Source organism: Rhodococcus sp. IEGM 1307, from assembly GCF_030056915.1.
In the GTDB taxonomy this organism is placed as follows: Bacteria; Actinomycetota; Actinomycetes; order Mycobacteriales; family Mycobacteriaceae; genus Rhodococcus_F; species Rhodococcus_F opacus_D.
This window is the reverse complement of sequence record NZ_JASHKW010000013.1, coordinates 211,307-230,527: the sequence shown is the minus strand read 5'-3', so window position 1 is coordinate 230,527 and position 19,221 is coordinate 211,307. Positions and strand designations below refer to the sequence as shown.

General features: G+C 67.8%; 14 protein-coding genes. 9 read left to right on the top strand and 5 right to left on the bottom strand.

Features of this window, described 5'->3' with window-relative positions; all coding sequences use genetic code 11:
* The coding region (locus tag QM841_RS25320; RefSeq protein ID WP_283334219.1) for a non-ribosomal peptide synthetase at positions 1-3,316 on the top strand (3,316 nt) is incomplete at its 5' end.
* Here QM841_RS25320 and QM841_RS25315 read toward each other — a convergent pair.
* From QM841_RS25315 to QM841_RS25305, 3 genes are all read right to left on the bottom strand, one after another.
* Entirely contained in the window at positions 3,292-6,099 is a 2,808-nt protein-coding gene (locus tag QM841_RS25315) for a non-ribosomal peptide synthetase (RefSeq protein ID WP_283334218.1), read from the bottom strand. The genes QM841_RS25320 and QM841_RS25315 overlap by 25 nt on opposite strands.
* Before the next feature lie 94 nt (positions 6,100-6,193).
* Positions 6,194-7,024: an SDR family oxidoreductase gene (locus tag QM841_RS25310; RefSeq protein ID WP_283334217.1), complete on the bottom strand. Its 831-nt coding sequence runs from the start codon at positions 7,022-7,024 to the stop codon at positions 6,194-6,196.
* Positions 7,021-7,731, bottom strand: a complete 711-nt coding sequence (locus QM841_RS25305) for a thioesterase II family protein (protein WP_280784268.1) — start codon at positions 7,729-7,731, stop codon at positions 7,021-7,023. The genes QM841_RS25310 and QM841_RS25305 overlap by 4 nt, the downstream gene beginning before the upstream one ends.
* Positions 7,732-8,154: 423 nt before the next feature.
* On the opposite strand from QM841_RS25305, the gene QM841_RS25300 reads away from it, so the two are divergent.
* The 4 genes from QM841_RS25300 to QM841_RS25280 all read left to right on the top strand — a co-directional run bounded on the left by QM841_RS25300 (position 8,155) and on the right by QM841_RS25280 (position 11,921).
* Complete coding sequence (locus QM841_RS25300) at positions 8,155-8,508, top strand: hypothetical protein (protein ID WP_280784267.1); 354 nt, start codon at positions 8,155-8,157, stop codon at positions 8,506-8,508.
* Positions 8,509-8,675: 167 nt separating this feature from the next.
* Positions 8,676-9,665, top strand: a complete 990-nt coding sequence (locus QM841_RS25295) for an ATP-dependent DNA ligase (protein ID WP_283334216.1) — start codon at positions 8,676-8,678, stop codon at positions 9,663-9,665.
* 156 nt (positions 9,666-9,821) lie between these two features.
* A complete protein-coding gene (locus QM841_RS25290) occupies positions 9,822-10,691 on the top strand; it encodes a hypothetical protein (protein WP_283334215.1) in 870 nt (289 codons plus the stop codon).
* A gap of 333 nt (positions 10,692-11,024) precedes the next feature.
* Positions 11,025-11,921, top strand: a complete 897-nt coding sequence (locus QM841_RS25280; protein WP_280784264.1) for an SDR family oxidoreductase — start codon at positions 11,025-11,027, stop codon at positions 11,919-11,921.
* 31 nt (positions 11,922-11,952) lie between these two features.
* Here QM841_RS25280 and QM841_RS25275 read toward each other — a convergent pair whose 3' ends face one another.
* Positions 11,953-12,696, bottom strand: a complete 744-nt coding sequence (locus QM841_RS25275) for a Clp protease N-terminal domain-containing protein (protein ID WP_283334214.1) — start codon at positions 12,694-12,696, stop codon at positions 11,953-11,955.
* Positions 12,697-12,826: 130 nt separating this feature from the next.
* On the opposite strand from QM841_RS25275, the gene QM841_RS25270 reads away from it, so the two are divergent.
* From QM841_RS25270 to QM841_RS25255, 4 genes are all read left to right on the top strand, one after another.
* Positions 12,827-13,189 carry a PadR family transcriptional regulator gene (locus QM841_RS25270; protein WP_105413904.1) on the top strand — a complete coding sequence of 121 codons (363 nt, stop codon included), beginning with the start codon at positions 12,827-12,829 and terminating at the stop codon, positions 13,187-13,189.
* The gene (locus tag QM841_RS25265; protein WP_283334213.1) at positions 13,189-14,535 is read left to right on the top strand and encodes a permease prefix domain 1-containing protein; all 1,347 of its coding nucleotides are present in this window, start codon (positions 13,189-13,191) and stop codon (positions 14,533-14,535) included. The genes QM841_RS25270 and QM841_RS25265 overlap by 1 nt, the downstream gene beginning before the upstream one ends.
* A gap of 23 nt (positions 14,536-14,558) precedes the next feature.
* The gene (locus QM841_RS25260; RefSeq protein ID WP_283334212.1) at positions 14,559-15,272 is read left to right on the top strand and encodes a YwaF family protein; all 714 of its coding nucleotides are present in this window, start codon (positions 14,559-14,561) and stop codon (positions 15,270-15,272) included.
* 99 nt (positions 15,273-15,371) lie between these two features.
* Positions 15,372-16,361, top strand: a complete 990-nt coding sequence (locus tag QM841_RS25255; protein ID WP_283334211.1) for a rod shape-determining protein — start codon at positions 15,372-15,374, stop codon at positions 16,359-16,361.
* On the opposite strand, the gene QM841_RS25250 is transcribed toward QM841_RS25255, so the two are convergent.
* Entirely contained in the window at positions 16,362-19,217 is a 2,856-nt protein-coding gene (locus QM841_RS25250; RefSeq protein ID WP_283334210.1) for an FtsW/RodA/SpoVE family cell cycle protein, read from the bottom strand. It abuts the gene before it with no gap.
* Positions 19,218-19,221: the final 4 nt, after the last annotated feature.

Sequence of the window (19,221 nt, the reverse complement as noted above, 5' to 3'; positions counted from 1 at the left end):
CCTCCCCCTCCCCACCGACCGACCCCGACCCACCCACCGCACCCACCACGGGGATCGGGTCGTGTTCCACATCGGACAGGACCTGCACCGGTCACTAGTGGCGCTCGCGCGGCAGAACAACTCGACGCTCTTCATGGCGATCCACGCGGTATTCGCCGTCCTCCTCGCCCGCCTCAGCGGCAGTTCCGACATCGTGATCGGCACCCCCGTCGCCGGCCGCCCCGATCCCCGGCTGGACCCATTGGTCGGCATGTTCGTCAACACACTCGCCCTGCGCACACCTGTCGACGGCTCCCGGTCGTTCACCGAGGTACTCGACCGCACCAGGGACGTCGATCTCGGCGCCTTCCTGCACGCCGACCTGCCCTTCGAGCGCGTCGTCGAGGCCGTGGATCCGGCGCGGTCGACCTCCCGCTCACCGCTGTTCCAGGTGTCCCTCGAATTCGAGGGCGTCCAGCGACCAGAGATCACACTGCCGGACCTGACGGTCACGGTCGCCGAGTACACGCCGCCCGTCGTCAAGGTCGATCTCGAACTGGTGGTCGCCGAGACGTTCGACGAGTCCGGTGCACCGGACGGGATCGCAGCCGGATTCACCTATGCCACCGACATCTTCGACGCCGCGACCGTGCAGGGCTTCGCCGATCGTCTGACCCGTCTCGTCGCGGCGGTCGTCGCCGACCCGGACGACCCGGTCGGAGACCTCACGCTCGGCGACGAGGACGAGGACGCACCTGTCTCCGGACCGCCCGGCCTCCCGGCGCGGGTGTGGCCCGACCTGCTGGCCGGGGCGGCGGAGCGGCACTCCGACCGGGTGGCCGTGTCCGATGCCGGTCGCACGCTCACCTATCGCCAACTCGGCGCCGACTCCGCGCAATTCGCCCGGCTGCTCATCGCTCGGGGTGCCGCACCGGAAAGGTTCGTCGCCCTGGCATTGCCGCGGTCGATCGCGTGGGTCCGTGCCGTGTGGGCGGTCGCCGGCTCGGGTGCGGCGTCGGTACCCGTCGACCCGACGTATCCGCCCACCCGGATCGCCCATATGCTCGCCGACGCCGGCGCTGTGCTCGGCCTCACCGTCGCTGGGTATCGCGCACAGTTGCCCGACACGGTCGAGTGGCTGGTGCTCGATGATCCCGACTTCGAGACGCAGATGCGGCACCTTCCTGCCACGCCGGTGACCGACCTCGACCGCACAGCTCCGCTGCGCACGGACAACCCCGCCTATCTCATCTACACGTCCGGGTCCACCGGCGCCCCGAAGGGCGTGGTTGTGTCGCACCGGGGTCTGGCAAACCTGTTCGAGCAAGAACGTCACCACCTCCACGTCACGCCCGATGCGCGGGTCTCGCACCTCGCGTCCCCCAGTTTCGACGCGTCGCTGTTCGAGTTGACGATGGCGTTCTGTGCGGGTGCCCAGGTCGTGCTCGTACCCCCGCTGACCTTCGGCGGGGCGGCCTTGGCGGACATCCTCGCCGTTGAGCGGATCACCCACGCGTTCATTACCCCGACCGCGCTCGCCACGCTCGAGCCGACGGGACTCGACTCGCTGCGGGTCCTCGCCGTCGCTGGTGAACCGTGCCCGACCGACCTGGTCCGGCGATGGGCGCCCCGCCGACGCATGCTCGACCTGTACGGTCCGACCGAGACGACGATCTGGTCGCATGTCAGTGAACCACTGGCACCGGCGGAACCCGTCACCATCGGGCGCCCCGTCCGCGGGTTCACCGCCGCCGTCCTCGACGCCCGGCTGCATCCCGTTCCCCCGGGAACCCCGGGTGAGCTGTACCTGGCAGGGCCCGGCCTGGCCCGCGGCTACCACGCTCGCCCCGCCACGACGGCGACCCATTTCGTCGCCTGCCCGTTCGCCACCCCCGGGTCGCGGATGTACCGCACCGGTGACCTGGTACGCACCCGGCCCGACCTCACGCTCGAACACCTCGGCCGCACCGACTTCCAGATCAAGGTGCGCGGATTCCGGGTCGAACCAGGCGAGGTCGATTCGATCCTCACGGCGCGCGCGGACATCGGTTTCGCGGCCACCGTCGGGCGAACCGGTCCGGACGGGCAACCGATACTCGTCACCTACGTCCGCGGTGCGAACGGCGCGGACGTCGACGCGAGTGCGGTGCGCACGGCGTTGTCCGCGCAGCTTCCGCCGTATCTGGCTCCCGCCGCGGTCGTCGTACTCGACGAGGTGCCGCTCACCCCGGCCGGCAAGCTCGACCGCTCGGCCCTCCCCGAACCCGAGTTCGGTCCCCGGCCCGAACGATTCCGTGCACCGTCTACGGCCGTGGAGCGGGCCGTCGTCGAGGCTTTCGCGGAAGTCGTCGACACCGGCGAGGACCGCCCGATCGGAGTGGAGGACGACTTCTTCGCGCTCGGCGGCACGTCACTGTCCGCGGTCCGCGTCGCCGCGGGCCTGCAGCTCCGTTTGGGCCGGCCGGTGCCGCTTCCGGCCCTCTTCCTGGACCCCACTCCCGCGGGGCTCGCGGCCCGCCTCGCCACAGAAGTGCCCGGCACCACCGACGAAGCTCTCCGGGTTGTCGTGCCGCTGCGCCGTGGTGACCGGCTCGCACCTCTATTCTGCGTCCACGCCGGGATGGGCCTGGCGTGGGCATACACCGGCATGGTGCGCCATCTCTCACCGGACCGGCCCGTGTGGGGACTGCAGTTGCCCTCCCTCGGCGGCGGCCCCGATTACGACTCGATCGAGGACCTGGCGCACCGATACCTCGACGAGGTCCGTGCCGTCCAGCCGGCGGGACCGTATCATCTGCTCGGCTGGTCGCTCGGCGGTCTGATCGCGCATGCCATGGCCACCGAGCTGCAGGACCGGGGTGAGGAGGTCGCGTCCCTCGTGCTCCTGGACAGCTACGTGGGCGAACCGACTGCGGAACCCGACCCGTTGGACGTCGGCGACCTTCTGCGTGGGCTGGGGGTCGACGTCGGACCCGGCGACGACGCCCGACCGCTCACGTACTCCGACGCCCACGACCGCCTCGGCGAGGCCTACGGTCCCGCAGCCGCCGTGACGGCAGACCAGCTGCGGCGCATCGCCGAGGGATATGACCGGTCGACCCGGCTGTCGACGCGATTCGCCCCGAGAGTCTTTCGCGGGGACGCGCTTCTGATCACCGCGGTCGTCGGTCCCCGCGCCGGCAGCGCGCCGTCCGTCGACGACGGATGGGGCGACTCGATCACCGGCACCGTGCAGGAAGAACACGTCGAGTGCGGACACAACGACATGATGCAACCGAAACCAGCACGTGCGATCGGCATGCTCGTCGAAAACTACGTATCCGGGCGGGGCGGGTAGAGCCGCGCCAGAGTGCCGCAGATTCCGCGGATGCTCGGGTGCCGGTACAGCTCCCGCATCGGGAGGGCCGGAAGGCCGAGCCGCCGCATCATGCCGTCGGCCTTGATCGCGCACAGCGAGTTCCCTCCGAGCTCGAAGAGGTTGTCGTCCAGCGACACCGGGACTCCCAGCACCGACTCCCAGATGTCGGTGAGCATGTGCGCTGTTCCACCATCAGTGAGGGGGGCACCGTCCTGCGGTTCGACGACATCGAGCGGCAGAGACCGAAGGACCGGATCGGGAAGCCTTGCCACGTCGAGCTTTCCGTTGATGGTGAGCGGCAAAGCGTCGACCAGGGTGATAGAACGGGGCACCATGTGCTCCGGTAGGAATCGGGCCGCGCGTTCGCGTATCGCTGCGACCGTCTCCGTCTCCCCGGCCGCAGCGGACCCGCCCGGAACGACGTAGGCGTCGAGCGCGATTCCGGCCGGGTCTTCCGACCTTCCCGAGGGCACCACGGCCGCTGCCGTGACGACGGGATCGTCGAGGAGCACGGAACGCACCTCGTCGAGTTCCACACGGAACCCGCGAATCTGGACCTGGGCGTCGACGCGACCGAGATGCTCGAGGCTGCCGTCGCCACAAATTCTTCCGCGATCGCCCGTGCGATACCAGCGGGACCCGCCGGGTGCAGCGACAAAGCGGCAGGCCGTCAGTCCGGCGCGGTCGAGGTACCCGAGCGCGACACCGGCCCCGCCGACGTAGATCTCACCGGTCAGACCGTTCGGCAGAGGATCGCCGAACTCGTCCGCGACCGCCGTCTCCCAGCCGGGTAGTGGTTTCCCCACCGTGCGCGACCCGGTCAGGGCGTCGCGCCGCGTCACGGTGTGCGCGGTGACGTGCACGGTGGTTTCCGTCGTCCCGAACATGTTCACCAACCGGCATCGTGATTCCGGATACCGGTCGAGCCACGGCAGTACCACCCGGGGGTCGAGAGTCTCACCGCCGAACACGACGAGGCGGAGCGCGGACAGCGGCTCGAGATCCCGGTCAGCCGCGGCCAGGAGGACGAATGCGGACGGCGTCTGACTGAGGACGGAGACGCGTTCGTCGGCGAGCAATGTGTGGAACTCCACTGGGGACCGCGAGATCCAGTACGGCACGATCACGAGTCGGCCACCGGTCGACAACGAGCCCCAGATCTCCCACACCGAGAAATCGAAGGCGGGCGAATGGAACATCGACCAGGTGTCCCCGGGAGTCGGCGCGAATTCGGTTGCGGTGGCCGACATCAGCGCCGGCACGGCACGATGCGGAATCACCACGCCTTTCGGCCGACCCGTCGACCCCGACGTGTAGACCACGTAGGCGGGGGCGCCGTCGCCTCCCACAGCCCAATCCACGTCACCCGGGCCCGATACCGATCCCGGCAACTCCGCCGGCGTCACCGCCGGTACTCCGGCCCACCGGACTTCGCCCTCCAACTCGGTCACGACCAATCGGACACCGGCATCACGCGCCGTGTATGCGAGCCGATCCGGAGGATGCCGCACGTCCATCGGAACAAACGCCGCACCGCTGCGCAACACCGCAAGCATCGTCACGACGAGGTCGACCGACCGATCCACACAGATTCCGACCCGGTCCCCTGGGCCGACTCCCCGATCGTGAAGACCTCGCGCCATCCAGGCCGACTGCTCCTCGAGTGCACGGTAAGTCAATGTGCGCCGGCCATGGGTCACCGCGACCGCGTCGGGACGCTCGTGAGCGTGCCGGACGACGAGATCCTCGATCCTCCCGCCGGAGACAGGCGCTCGCACACCGGCACCCACCGGTGCCACCGCCGCGCCGAACACACGACGTCGTCCCGGTGACGGGTCGCGAAGTCCGTCCACCACCCGGGCGACCCATTGCCCAAACCGCGCCGCCGTGTCGGCGTCCACAGTCACCGGGTCGGCGTAGACCTCCAGTGTGACGCGCCCGCCGGTGTCGACCACCGGTACGAGTGTCAGTGGAAACGGTGCCGTCTGGCAGGGGAGGTACTCACGTCCGGAGTCACGCGTAACCGTCCCCAGCACCCCGGTTGCCGTACTGCCCATTTCTCCAATCTTCGCGAAGTCCCACGAGACCTCATGTTGCCGTGAGCTTTTCACTTCCTCGACCAGCTCGGCCAGAGCGCGGTCCAGGGAAGTGTGGAAGGCCAGGTCGACCCAGCTCTCGAATCCGCCGAGCGTTCGTGGCGGCCGCGTCCGGTCGACCCGCCACACCGGAACCGTCACCGCGGAGAGGTCGTCACGCCTACCGGTCACCACCGCGGCGGCAGCGGCCACCGTCGCCGTCATATCCTCACGGGCCGCGACCAGCGGGTGGGAGGAACGCAGTACCTCCGCGCTCCATCCACCCAGTGCCCGACCGTGCCGATGTCGACCCACGGGATTCGCGGTCACCGTGTCGGCGTCGCGCGCGCCGACGAGCACGTCACACACGAGCGTGAGCGAGGCAGTGTCGAGATCACGGCGGTCGGCAACCACGACCAGATCGGCCACCTGGTCGAGGTACTGCATCACGACGGCGCGCACCGCCGGACCATCGACAGCGACGGGCCGCCGGCACTCGGCGGCAAGCCGGCGTCGTGCCTCCTCCGACGCCGAACCGGCCAGGACATCCACCACCCATAGCCGCGTCGGCCTGGTCGCGCGCTCCCACCAGCGACGGGACGCCGTACCCCACCGCACCGCAAGCATGTCCGAGCTCACTCCGCGGGGCACCCGCACCGTCATCGCATGGCCGAACGCCGTGCGCACCGGTCCAGACCTCCCCCAAGGAGATTGGTGCATGAAGCAATCGTAGTCGACAGACGCGCGGCGACTGGGGCCTGCGGACACGGACTCATCGTTCTCACCGGGCCGTGAAGCCGCCATCCACCGTCACCACGGCACCCGTGACTCCACGCGCATCGTCGGACGCGAGCCACCGCGCCGCTGCCGCGACCTCGCCGGGTTCGACGAGCTTGTTGGTCGGCTGGGCCTGCACGAAAACCGACTCGTGCTCATCGACGCCGACACCCAGGGAGCGCGCGATCTCCGCCAGCATCCGCCCTTCGTACTCGCTGCTGTCCCGCACCGATCCCGGGCACAGCGCATTCACCCGGACCCCGCTCGGCGCATAGTCGAGGGCGACGGCCTTGGTGAGGCCGACCAGGCCGTGCTTCGCCGCAACGTACCCGGCGAAGTGGCGGTACCCGACGAGCCCTGCCGTCGAGGCGACATTGATGATGCTTCCGCTGCGCTGGGTGACCATGATCCGTCCGGCCGTCGCGATGGTCCGCCACGCCCCGGAGAGGTCGACGTCGATCATCAGACGCCACTCGGATTCGGTGATGTCGTGTGCGACCTTTCCGGACGGTGCGGCGATTCCCGCATTGTTGAGCAGCACGTCGAGGCGACCGAATCGTTCGTGTGCGACCTGCACTGCTGCCGTGATCTCTGCGAGCTCGCGGACATCCACCGCCTGGGTCAGAACCGTCGCACCGTGCTCGCGGCATAACTCCGCGGTGTAGTCGAGCTGACTCTGCGAACCGAGTGGGTACGGCACCCCGGCCAGATTCCGGGTGATGTCGACGAGCATGAGATCGGCCCCAGCCGCCGCGAACTCGACGGCACAGGCACGGCCGATACCCCGCGCTGCGCCGGTCACGAAGGCCGTCTTTCCGGCGAGGTCGGCGCTCACCGAGCGTCCTCGGCGAGCTGCGCGGCAAGCAGCCGTACCAGCGCGTGCGGGTGCTCGGTCAGGTACATGTGTCCGCCGTCGACCTCGATCACCGACGTCCCCGCGGTCGTCGTCGCCGCCCACTCCGCCAACTGAGCGGCACCGACGAGGTGATCACCCCGCCCTCGGAGGGCGGTGATCGGGACGTCCAGCGGTGGATGTGGTGGTGGCCGATAGTTTTCGTGCATCTCGACGTCGGCCCGGACGACGGGCAACAGCAGCTCGCGCAGTTCCGCGTTCGCCAGCGCAGGGTGGGAGTACCCGGCCAGCTCACCCACCTGGTCGAGGAATTCCTCATCCGCCAACGACGACGCCCGGATCTCCCGCACGGTCGCCGGACCTGGCGATCCACTCACGAACAGGCGGGTCAGCGCGACGCCTCCGTCGGCGGTCAGGCGATGCGCCAGCTCATAGGCCAGGACCGCACCGAGGCTGTGCCCGAACACGGCCACCTCGGAAGACTCCCGGAGGACCGGCAGCACGCGCGGCGCAATGTCGTGGACGGCGGCGTCGACCGAGGTGAGCAGGTCCTCACCAAAGCGTTCCTCGCGGCCGGGTAGCTGCACGGGGAGGATGTCGAGTCCACGCGGCGCACAACTCTGCCAATCGCGGAAGAAGGACGCGCCCACCCCCGCGTACGGCAGACACACCAGAGTCGCAGGTGACATTGTCACCTCCTTCTACGACGCCGACGAAGACCGGATGCTTCCGACCCTAGGCCGCGCTCCCCTCCGGTGTGGGAATTCGCCCGCGCAGAGCCGCCAGCACTTCCGCGGAGCATGCGAGCTGCCCAGTGTGCTCGACGTGCCGTCGTCGAGCAGCCTGATGACATGCAGGTGACGGGGCACGGCACGCACACGGACAGCGACACGTGCTGGGTGTCAGGACCGAGGGAACTCGACGTGGTCGCATAGTGTGTCCACTGTCTGCTACACCATCCGGTCGATTGTCGGCACACCTGGTTGCGTGTCGATCCTCAGCAGCGGAATTGTCGGCGGGCTGAGCGGCGGGCCGCTCACAAGGAACCCGGTCCGACTGTGAGGCAGCGGAATTGATACCGCGTGCACGTCGTACCACTTACCATCGAATGCATGGGAGTCGCAGCCGCGGCACGAGCGCTCGGCCGCCTCCAGTACCGAATCGCGCGCATTCCCTTCCACCTCGTCGACGACACGGTGATGCCGTTGTTCTTCGACGACGCTGCCCCGGCCCGGCTGGCGTACGAGTGGGTGCTGATCGAATGCGACGAGGCCGCAGCGATTCTGTTCGACGACGACTTCGCAGCCACCCACGCACAGATGTTGCGGCGGCGCAGTGCCGCCGTGCGATACGCCATCGCCCGCGGACAACGGCAGGCTCTCCGCGATACCGACGTCGTCGTCCTCGAGCGGCACCGCGCTCGTTTCCGCGAGCGGCACCGCCAGCACGCCAGAAACACTGATTAGCGTCGGTGGGCGGCTTTTTGTCGCGTGCTCCGACGACCGTATCGCTGAGATAGCTGGGGTCGGCAGTTCTGGCGGGATGTGGAGTGTGGCGAGGGTGATCGGCATCCACCTGACGTCGATCCGGGCGATGCCGCGCCGGGGCAGAACGAGGGGGGAGAATCAGCATTGTGCCCGCCCATCAGCCCGCACTACCTCTCCGCCCGGTGAAACCGATGCTCGCGACGCTCGGCTCACCGCCGGGTGGAGACGACTGGGCGGTGGAGATGAAATTCGACGGTGTACGCGCCGTCGCCACCGTCACCCCGGCCGCGGTGCACCTGTTCAGCCGCGACGGCGCCGACATCACCGCCGCATACCCGGAGATCGCCGCCGGACTCTCCGAGATCAACCCAGGCCGAGGCGTAACAGTCGATGGTGAGATCGTCGCGCCCGCTGCCGGCAGCGGCCGACCGCGCTTCGACCTGCTCCGACAGCGGACCCCCATCCAGGATCCACCGGCCGCGCTGCAGCGCGCCGTACCGGTCGCCTTTAACATCTTCGATCTGCTGGTGCACCGCGGGGCGCCGATCCTGCGGTGGCCGTACCTCGAGCGCCGACAACTCCTGGCCGACCTGAACCTCGGTCTGGAGGGTGAGGCTCTGCTGGTCCCGCCACACTGGGTCGACGTCGACGGCGAGGACATGCTCCGGTTGGCCGACGCGCACGGCCATGAAGGAATTGTCGCCAAGAGAATGACCTCGCCCTATCGCCCCGGACGCCGCTCACCGGACTGGATCAAAACTCCGCTACGCAACAGCGCCGAAGTGGTCGTCGGCGGGTGGGAAGCGACCAGCCGCGGCGGTCTGCGGTCGCTGATCGTCGGTGCCCACGCGGACCAGGTCGGCTTGATATTCGTCGGGCACGTCGGCTCCGGCTTCACCGAATCCCACCGGCGCCGAACGCTCATGCTGCTCCGGCCACTCGAGCGCCCTACCAGCCCCTTCGACAATCATGTTCCCGATGAGCTTGCCACTCACGCGCGCTGGGTGGAACCGATTCTCGTCGGCACCGTCGAGTACCGCGAGTTCACCCTGGACCGGCGGCTCCGCCATCCGTCGTGGAAGGGATTTCGGGCCGGGATAGACCCGAGATGGGTGACCGTCGAGGAGCTACCGTAGTCCCGCGCGTGTCTCGGCACGATGGCTTCGGCGCCTCGGCAGGCCTGGCCGGTTACCTCTCTCCGTGTCGGCAACCGATCAGCGGCCGACCGGCGAGGGGGCCGAGTAGAAATCGCACCCTTCCTCCTCGGACCGGCGGGTCCGACAATAGGGAGCGTGAGTTCGCGACGTTCCGCCGCAGAGTGGGCAGTCGATCAGGTCCACGCTGTGCGTGACGATCCTGCAGCTCGACTCGCGCTGATCGCCCGTACTTATCACGGTCCGATCGGCAACGCACCCCGGCACTTGCCGTTCCGCCGGGCGGCACTGTCGTTCATGCGCTGGCAGATCGGTCGCGGCGTGCTGGCGCCGCTCGGTGCGATGCCGCCCGGCAGTCCGTGGTGGCGAGCGGTCAACGAACGGCTGATGCGCGACGGCTGCGAGGCCGTCGCCCGGAGCGGCGGAATGGGAGGGACGCCGTCCTCGCACACGGTCGATCTGTGGATGCTGTTCGTTGCCGATCCGACCGCACGTACGTGGTACCGGGCCCACAATGCGAGCATTGCCTCCGCCTACCTGGACCATCGCGACCTTGCCTGTACCGAGAGCCGTCCGGAGCGCTTCTTTCTCAACGTGGTACTGCTCCGTGTTCTCTACGCCCATGCCCTGGTCGCGGCGCCGCGTCTGGCGCTGGGGCGGCTCGCGCCGGCCGGCCCCATTCTGGGAGATCCTCGCCTCTCGATGACCGGGATCTTCCTGTCCCTTTCTCGGGTCCTTCCCGACCGATATCCCCTCGGAGACGACGTCGCGGCGTATGTCGCCGCTGAGCACAACGTCGGTGAGATGCTGGACTACGGTCTGATCGGGCCGCGGCTGCAGCATTTGTACGAATGGTCGGCCGATGAACTCGACGAGCCGGGACTACTCGACTGCATTTGCGACGGCAGTCCGACGTACGCCTGGTCCTACTCTGATCGCGAGGTGTGGCATCCGGCGATCCCGGCGGCCACGATTCGCGCGGTTCGGCGGATATTGCCGGCGAATTGAGGGGTGACATCCCGTTGATACTCCCCCGGTCACCCCGGTGACGTCGCCAGCGTCGGGCATCACGTCGGCTACGACAGCCCCTCACAGTTCAATCGCGAATACCGCCGTCTGTTCGGCGCCTCCCCCGGCAAAGACGCTCACGGCCTACGCGGAAACACCGCACTGTCGGAAACCGGCCCCCTGCCCTGATCTGTCGACGCACGGCTTCCGGTCGCGGATGCAGCCGGTTTCCGGGTGCTCAGGAAGGGGTAAGCGTGGCGGGAAGCGCCTCTGATTCGGCGAACTTATCAGTCCTGCTTGCCGATTCGACAGAAGACGAAGAAGGGTACGAGAATGACCGACCAGTACGCCCGGCAGGATCCCACTACGCAGTACCCCGCCCCCGATCGCGAACACCAACCGGAGCTGCCGCACCCGGGACTGACCTCCGACATGGTGACCGCCCCGGATCACGGCGAGAAGTCCTATCGGGGAAGCGGTCGCCTCGACGGTCGCCGCGCCCTGATCACCGGCGCGGATTCGGGCATCGGGCGAGCGGTGGCGATCGCGTTTGCTCGCGAGGGTGCGGATGTCGTGGTCAGTTGTCTGGACGACGAGGAGTCGGATGCACGGGAGACCGTGCGACTGGTGGAAGAGGCCGGACGACGAGGCGTCGTCGCGACTGGCGACATCACGTCGGAGGACCACTGTCAGACTCTCGTGGACCTGACGGTCCGTGAACTCGGCGGTCTCGACATTCTCGTGAACAACGCGGCCTTTCAGATGGTGCAGACGGGTGGTATCGCCGATATCACCACCGAGCAGTTCGATCGTGTCCTGCGCACGAACCTCTACGCGCTGTTCTGGTTGTGCAAGAAATCCGTCGCGGTCATGGATCCTGGATCGACGATCGTGAACACCTCGTCGATCCAGGGGATGAATCCGTCACCCGGGCTTCTCGACTACGCCACCACGAAGGCAGGGATCATCGATTTCACCAAGGGATTGGCGGCCGACGTGGCGAAGCGGGGAATCCGGGTCAATGCCGTTGCACCGGGGCCCATCTGGACGCCGTTGATCCCCGCGACGATGCCCGCCGACGGTTATCGGCAGTTCGGGGACGACGTGCCTCTGGGCAGACCCGGCCAGCCGGCCGAACTGGCACCGGCGTACGTATTCCTGGCATCGAACGAATCCAGCTACGTCACCGGAGAAGTGCTCGGCGTCACCGGCGGGACGCCCTTCACCTGAGCACCGCGGCGGTGAGGGAGCCCCTGCGAGGTCACTCCTTTTCGCGGGCGGCGACGATGGCGTCGAGGTTGGCGGCGATGTTCTCCTCGGCGGCAGCCTTGTCGACACCCAGTCCGGTGAGCACACCGACCCCGTCCTCGACCTCGAGCAGGGCCAGCAGGATGTGCTCGGTGCCGATGTAGTTGTGCCCCAAACGTAGTGCCTCACGGAACGTCAGTTCGAGCGCCTTGCGTGACTGAGCATCGAAGGGAACGAGTGCGGGCACCTCCTCGGCGGCGGGGGGCAGCGTCGCGGTCGCGGCGTGCCGGACCGAATCCAGTTCCACGCCCTGCGCGGCGATCGCCCGGGCGCCGAGTCCTTCGGGATCGGCCAGGAGTCCGAGGACGAGATGCTGAGGCAGGATCTCGGCGTTGCGTGCCGCCCTGGCCTCGTTCTGCGCGATCACCACCACCTGTCGTGCGCGCGGAGTGAACCGGCTGAATCCCTGATTCGGGTCGAGGTCGGAGGCCTGCCCGGGATCCTTGGGGACGAACCGCTTCTGCGCGGCCTGCTTCGTGACGCCCATGCTCTTTCCGATTTCGGTCCACGATGCCCCCGAGCGGCGGGCCTGGTCGACGAAGTGGCCGATGAGATGGTCGGCCAGTTCACCGAGGTGTTCGGCGGCGAGGACCGCGTCGGCGAGTTGCTCGAGCGGGGCCTCGGCGTGCACCTTCTTGATCGCGTCGATGAGCTCGTCGAGTCGGATGGGTGGGGTTGTGCGATCCGAATTCTCCATGCGTCAACTCTAGGTTGACGCACAGCGAGCGTCAACCCCAGGTTGTCGCTTTCGGCTTCCGCGAGCTGCGCACCGACCCCCGATCCGCTCTGCTAGTTTAATGACTAGCAGATCTAGGGATAGGGGTTCTATGCATATCGAGAAGGATCTGGTGGCGGCTTCGGCCACTCCCCTCGTGCTCGGAATTCTCGCGGAAGGCGAGTCCTACGGGTACGCCATCTTGAAACGAGTCAACGACCTGTCCGGCGGGCGGATTCAGTGGACCGACGGAATGCTGTACCCCCTCCTGCATCGCCTGGAAAGATTGGGGTACGTGTCGGCGTCGTGGGGGGCTTCCGACAGCGGGCGAAGGCGCAAGCACTACACGATCACCGCTGCGGGCCGGGAGATGCTCGCGGAACGACGCGCCCAATGGGACGTCGTCGCGGACGCGCTGAGCCAGGTGTGGCGCTCCGTCCAACTACCCCCCGCCACCGTCGAAGGATGGTCGTGATGGATACCGACAAGGAGCTGGAATCGCAGATCGGTCAGTGGCGGGGTTACGTCGAGCGCCGTCACGCGATATCCGCGGCCGACACCGACGAGATGGAAGACCATCTCCGTGATCAGATTTCGGACCTGTCCGCCGCCGGGCTGAGGACCGACGAGGCATTCCTGGTAGCGGTCAAACGCATGGGCAACGTCGACGACATCTCCCGCGAGTTCGCTCGCGAGCACTCCGATCGGCTGTGGAAGCAACTCGTCCTGATGCCCGCGGCGTCGGATGGCGACGGCACTCGCCCCACACGTGAGCTGTTCGTCGTTCTCGGGCTCGCCGTCGGCGCGGCACTGTCGGTCAAGGCAGGCGTGGCGACACTCGACGAGCAGGACCTCGCGCGCAATCTCAGCCTGTTCGTTCTTCCGTTCCTCGCCGGATACTTCGCCTGGAAGCGACAGATGACACCCCGCCTCGCCGCGGTACTGCTGGTGCCGTTCGCGCTGGCGGCGGTACTGCTGAACGTCTTCCCGTTCGCATCGAACGGCTCCACCGAGGTGATCGCGGCGATCCACGCACCGATCGCGCTGTGGTTCGCCGTCGGCCTCGCATATGTCGGCGGTCAGTGGCGATCGGACCGGCGGCGAATGGACTTCATCCGCTTCACCGGCGAATGGGTCGTCTACCTGACCCTCCTCGCCCTCGGCGGCGGCGTCCTCATCGGCCTGACGATCGGTGCGTTCGACGCGCTCGGCCTGAGCGTCGAGTGGTTCATCGAGGACTGGGTGCTGCCGTTCGGAGCGGCCGGCGCGGTCATCGTCGCCGCATGGCTCGTGGAGGCGAAACAAAATGTGGTCGAGAACATCGCCCCTGTCCTCACCCGCGTGTTCACCCCGCTGACGACACTCATGCTGCTGGTGCTGCTGACGGCATTCGCGACGACCGGCAGCGTCGTCGACGTCGACCGAAACCTGTTGATCCTGATGGATCTCATCCTCGTCGTCGTCCTGGGATTGCTGTTGTACGCAATTTCGGCCCGTGACCCCTACCTGCCGCCCGACCTGTTCGACCGCCTCCAACTCGTCCTCGTCGTCAGTGCCCTCGCGGTCGACCTGCTGATGCTGTTCGCCATGCTGACTCGCATCGCGGAATTCGGCTTCACCCCGAACAAGGTGGCGGCACTCGGAATGAACCTGGTCCTCCTCGTCAACCTGACGTGGTCGGCTCATCTCATCCTCGGGTTCCTGCGTGGCCGCCGCGGATTCAGCTCCACCGAACGCTGGCAGACCCGTTACCTTCCCGTCTTCGGCGTGTGGGCGGCGTTGATGGTCGGCGTTCTCCCACCGGTTTTCGATTTCGTGTGACGACGGTGCGGAGCTGATCGAGAGTGTTCTCATCGGACAGGGAATTCACGGCGTACGGCCCGTCGTACTGGGCGATGATCGCGCTCTTCGTCGTGGGGGCCGCGGTTCTGGTCTGGCTCGGACGGAGGCAGACCGAATCGCAAGCCCGGCGCCTGGGCCGAGTCCTTGCGGTGCTGACGGCCGCCATATACGGCGCGACGCTGGTTCATTTCTCGATTCCGCCCACGATCGACGGCTCGGTACCGCTGCGCCTGACCGATCTCGCGACCGTGGCGGCGGCCTGTGCCCTGTGGTCCCGGGCGCAGTGGGCCTACGCGCTCACGTATTACTGGGGACTCGTGCTGAGCACCCAGGCGTTGATCTCACCTGTTCTGACCGGCCCGGACTTCCCCCACTACCAGTTCCTCGCGTTCTGGGCGATTCACCTGCTCGTGGTCTGGGCGGCCATCTATCTGACGTGGGGTCGAAGGATGCCGCCCCGGTGGCGCAGCTACCGGTTCACGGTCCTGGTCACCGTCGTCTGGGCGGCAGTGACCTTCACGTTCAACCGCGTCGCCGGAACCAACTACGGCTTCCTCAACAGAAAGCCCGCCACCGCGACCCTTCTGGACGTTCTGGGTCCCTGGCCGCTGTACCTACTGAGCGCGACGACACTGATTCTCGCGGTGTGGGCCCTGATGACGTGGCCGTGGGAGCGGGCACGACGACGCACCGAGGACATCCCGCGGCCCTCCTGATCGCTGCCGGGAGTCTTCGGTGTCACGCAATACCTTCCGAACGACGCTGCGGCTGCGTAACATCAACATCATCTCGCTGGAATCCCTCTGGAGGCCGACGTGGGTGGACTTGGTATCGATCTCGGAACTGCCAACACTGTCGTCGGAACTCCCGACGACGGCATCGTACTGAACGAGCCGTCCTTCATGCTCGTTCGAACGAAGGATCCGCACCGTGCTCTCGCAATCGGCACGGAGGCGCGAAGTCTCGTCGGCCGCACTCCTATCGGAATCACGCCGGTTCGACCGATGCGCGACGGGGTGATCGTGGACCTGGAGTCGGCGCGGGCATTCGTCACGGCCGTCATCAAACGGGTCTCCTCTGCAAGGCGATACGGGCTGCGGCCCAAGGGAGTCATCTCGGTCCCCGCGGGTGCCACCCCGCTCGAGCGTCGGGCCCTGCTCGAGGTCGGCCACGAGTCCGGTTTGCGGAAAGTGGGGTTGGTACCGGAGCCGGTGGCGGGTGCGCTCGGTTGCGGAATCAACCCGATGGAACCACGCGCACACCTCGTCGTCGATATCGGCGGCGGCACTTCGGAAGTCACCGCCATCTGTTTCGGTGGCATTCTCTCTCACCGTAGTTGCCGCGTCGCGGGCGACGAATTGACGAACGCGCTATACCAGTACCTGAAGGCAGAGCACAAGATCGTCGTCGGCGAACTCACCGCCGAGCGTGCCAAGTTGGGTGAACCCGACAGCGCCGAGGGGCAGTCGCTCGTCGTCGAGGGCCGCGACGCCGTGACCGGCCGCGCACGCCTGGTGACACTCGAGACCGAAGAGATCGTGGAGGCGTTGCGGCCCACGACAACCGGAATCGTGCAGACATTGACGGAATGCCTGGACGACCTCCCCGCGCAGGCCATCGGTGACGTGATGTCGGAGGGGCTGCTCGTCATCGGTGGCGGCGCGTTGCTCCGCGGGCTGTCCCAGCTGCTCGAAGAGTCCTTCGGATTCCCGGTGAAGACCGCCGAGCGCCCGCTCACCTGCGTCGCCGAGGGCGCTACTGCCTGTCTGGTGCACCCTGAGGTGGTTGCCGCCTACAGCGCCTGATCACCGAATCGGCGCCGGCGCGGGTGGTCGCGGAAAGTAGTGGTCGAGGAGTTTCTTGACCACGGGGCCCGCCGTCGCCGACCCGAAGCCACCACCGCGGATCAGCACCGACACCTGGATCTGGGGTGCGTCGAAAGGCGCGACCGCGGAGAACCAGGCGTTCAGTCCTTCTCCGGGCGCCGACGGGTCCTCCGCCGTGCCGGTCTTCGCGCCTGCCGGGACCGGGAGGTCCGCGAGTTGCCCGGCGGTCCCCGCCGACGCGGACGCCCGCATGCCTGCCCGGACGGGACCGAGCAGGTCGGCGAAGGGTAGACGCTGCGGCGCCGCTGTCGGTATGGGCACCGAGTCCGACCCGTACGCCGCGGCGAGCTGGGGCGTCACCATCGCGCCGGTGGCGATCCCCGACGTCCAGCGCGCCACCTGTATCGGGGTCGCGCTGACGGTGCCCTGTCCGATACCCATCAACAGGGTCGACCCGGGATACCAGGTGGCCCCGATACTTCCGACGTTCTCCGGGGTGCCGAGGAACCCCTCGGCCTCGCCGGGCAGGTCGATCCCGGACCGCCGGCCGACGCCGAGTTGCCCCGCGACGTCCGCCATCTTCTCCGGGCCCAAGAGTTCACCGAGCTTGTAGAAGTAGACGTTGTCGGACCACTGAATCGCCTGGAGCAGATTGTGCGGGCCCATCGGTTGCCAGTTCCGGAACGTGTGGCCGCCGTAGGTGTAGGCGGCGCCGGTGTCGATCACCGTGTCCGGCGACAGCACCGGGTACTGGGTATTCGCCGCCGCGACGACGATCTTGAAGGTGGAGCCGGGCGGGACCGCGGTCTGGGTGGCGTTGTTGAGCAACGGGCTCGGCCCCGGAGTCTGACTCTGCGCCGCGAGGGCGACGAGGTCGGCCGGAGGTCCGTAGACGTTGTTGTCGGCCCCCGGGACACTGGCGAGGGCCAGCACGGCTCCGTTCCGCGCGTCCATCACGACGGCGGCACCGAGGTCGCCCTTACTGGTGCGCATCGCCTCCACGAGCGCGTCGGTGGCCAGGTTCTGGACCCCGATGTCGAGGTGCAGGCGCAGATCGTGGCCCCGTACCGGGTCCACGCGTTCGCCGGCGGCCACCGGATGCCCGGACGGATCGACATACATGCACTGCTTGCCGTCGCTGCCGCGGAGCAGAGCGTCGTACTGCTTCTCGAGTCCCGCCTTGCCGACGCGTGACCCGAGTACGAGATGCGGCCAGCGTTCCATGTCGTCGGCGTCGGCGACGCCGACGTGTCCGAGGACAGAGGCGAGCACGGCACCGTACGGGTACTGCCTGCGACCGGACGGCACCACGAGCACACCGGGCAGTCGCGCATCCACGATGCGCCGCGCCTGGTCGGGCGCGACCCTGCCCACGGCCACCTGAGACTCCCCCTCGCCACCGGCCTCGATGAGGCCCGCCAACTCGTCGGGAGACGTGGCGAGCAGAGCGGCCAACCGGTTGCGGGTGTCGTCGTCGTTCTCCTCGAACATCCGAGCGACCACCGCCACGGCGTACTCGGCGACATTGACTGCGAGCGGAATACCGTTGCGGTCGAGGATCAGTCCGCGCTCTGCGGGCAGGCGGATGCACCGCATCATCTGCTGGTCGCTCATCGCCCGGAATTCCGTACCCCGGTCGTGTTGCAACTGCCAGGCGAACACCGACATCGCGACGAGTGCCGCGGTCATCGTCAGGGTGCCCGCCGACATTCCACGCGGGCGGCGTCGCCGTCGGGGATCCGGGGTCCACAGCGGTCGCGCGACGCCGTCTCGGCGCACCGCGAGCACCAGTCCGATGGCGACGAAACCGACGATGGCGGCGGTGCCCCCGTAACTGAAGAGGGGAATCGGCATGCCGGTATGGGGCAGAAGCGACAGACTCTGACCGATCGACACCAGCGCGTGGATGCCGAACAACGCGCCGATTCCGGCCGCGACGAGTGCGGCCTCGCGCGTGCGCGCCGTGCGCGCGGAGAGTGCAGCCCGCCACACGATGACCGACGTTGCCACCACGACAGCCAACCCGGCGATCAAACCCCACCCGTACACCAGGCTGGCGAACGCGAGATCGTGCTCCGATTCGGGAAGATACTCGGCCCGCACCGCGTACATCGGGTCGCGCGCCAGCCCCCACAGGCCACCGCTGCCGATCGCGATGTTCGCTTGCAACTCGGCCCATCCCGCGCCGGCGGGGTCGGCGTTGCTCGACAGGAACACGTGGACCCGTTCGAGCTGGTAGGGGCGGAGGAAGAGCACGGCCAGCGGAAGCGACGCGAGACCCAGCACGAACAACGGAACCAGGGGCAGCAGCGGGACGCGGGCGAGGATGAGCATGAATCCTGCCGTCGCAACGAGAACGACGGCAGTCGACAGGTCGGGTTGGAGTGCGACGAGTGCAATGGGTACGCCCCCGATCGCCAAGGTCGCGATGAATCGTGCCAGCGTGAACCCACCGGCGAGCATGCTCGCGGGCACGAGAACCAGGGCGAGCTTGGCCAGTTCGGACGGCTGGACGGTGAATACGCCGAAGTCCAGCCAGCGTTGAGCACCCTTGGTCGCGACCCCCGCGAGCGGCACGACCGCCAGCAACACGGTCGCCACGGTGAACACTGCCCAGCCGAAGGCGCGGAGATCACTCATCCGCAGGCGGGACACCACATACATGATGCCGAGACCGGCAACGGCGAAGAGCGTGTGGCGAACAGCGTCTGCCGTCTTCCCTGTCGAGAGCAAATTCAGAAGGCCGAGCACGACGAGAACGATCGCCGCACCGACGATCCACGGGTCGGATTCGTGCTTGTCGTCTTGCTTGTCGTCGTGCTTGTCGTCGTGCATCCCA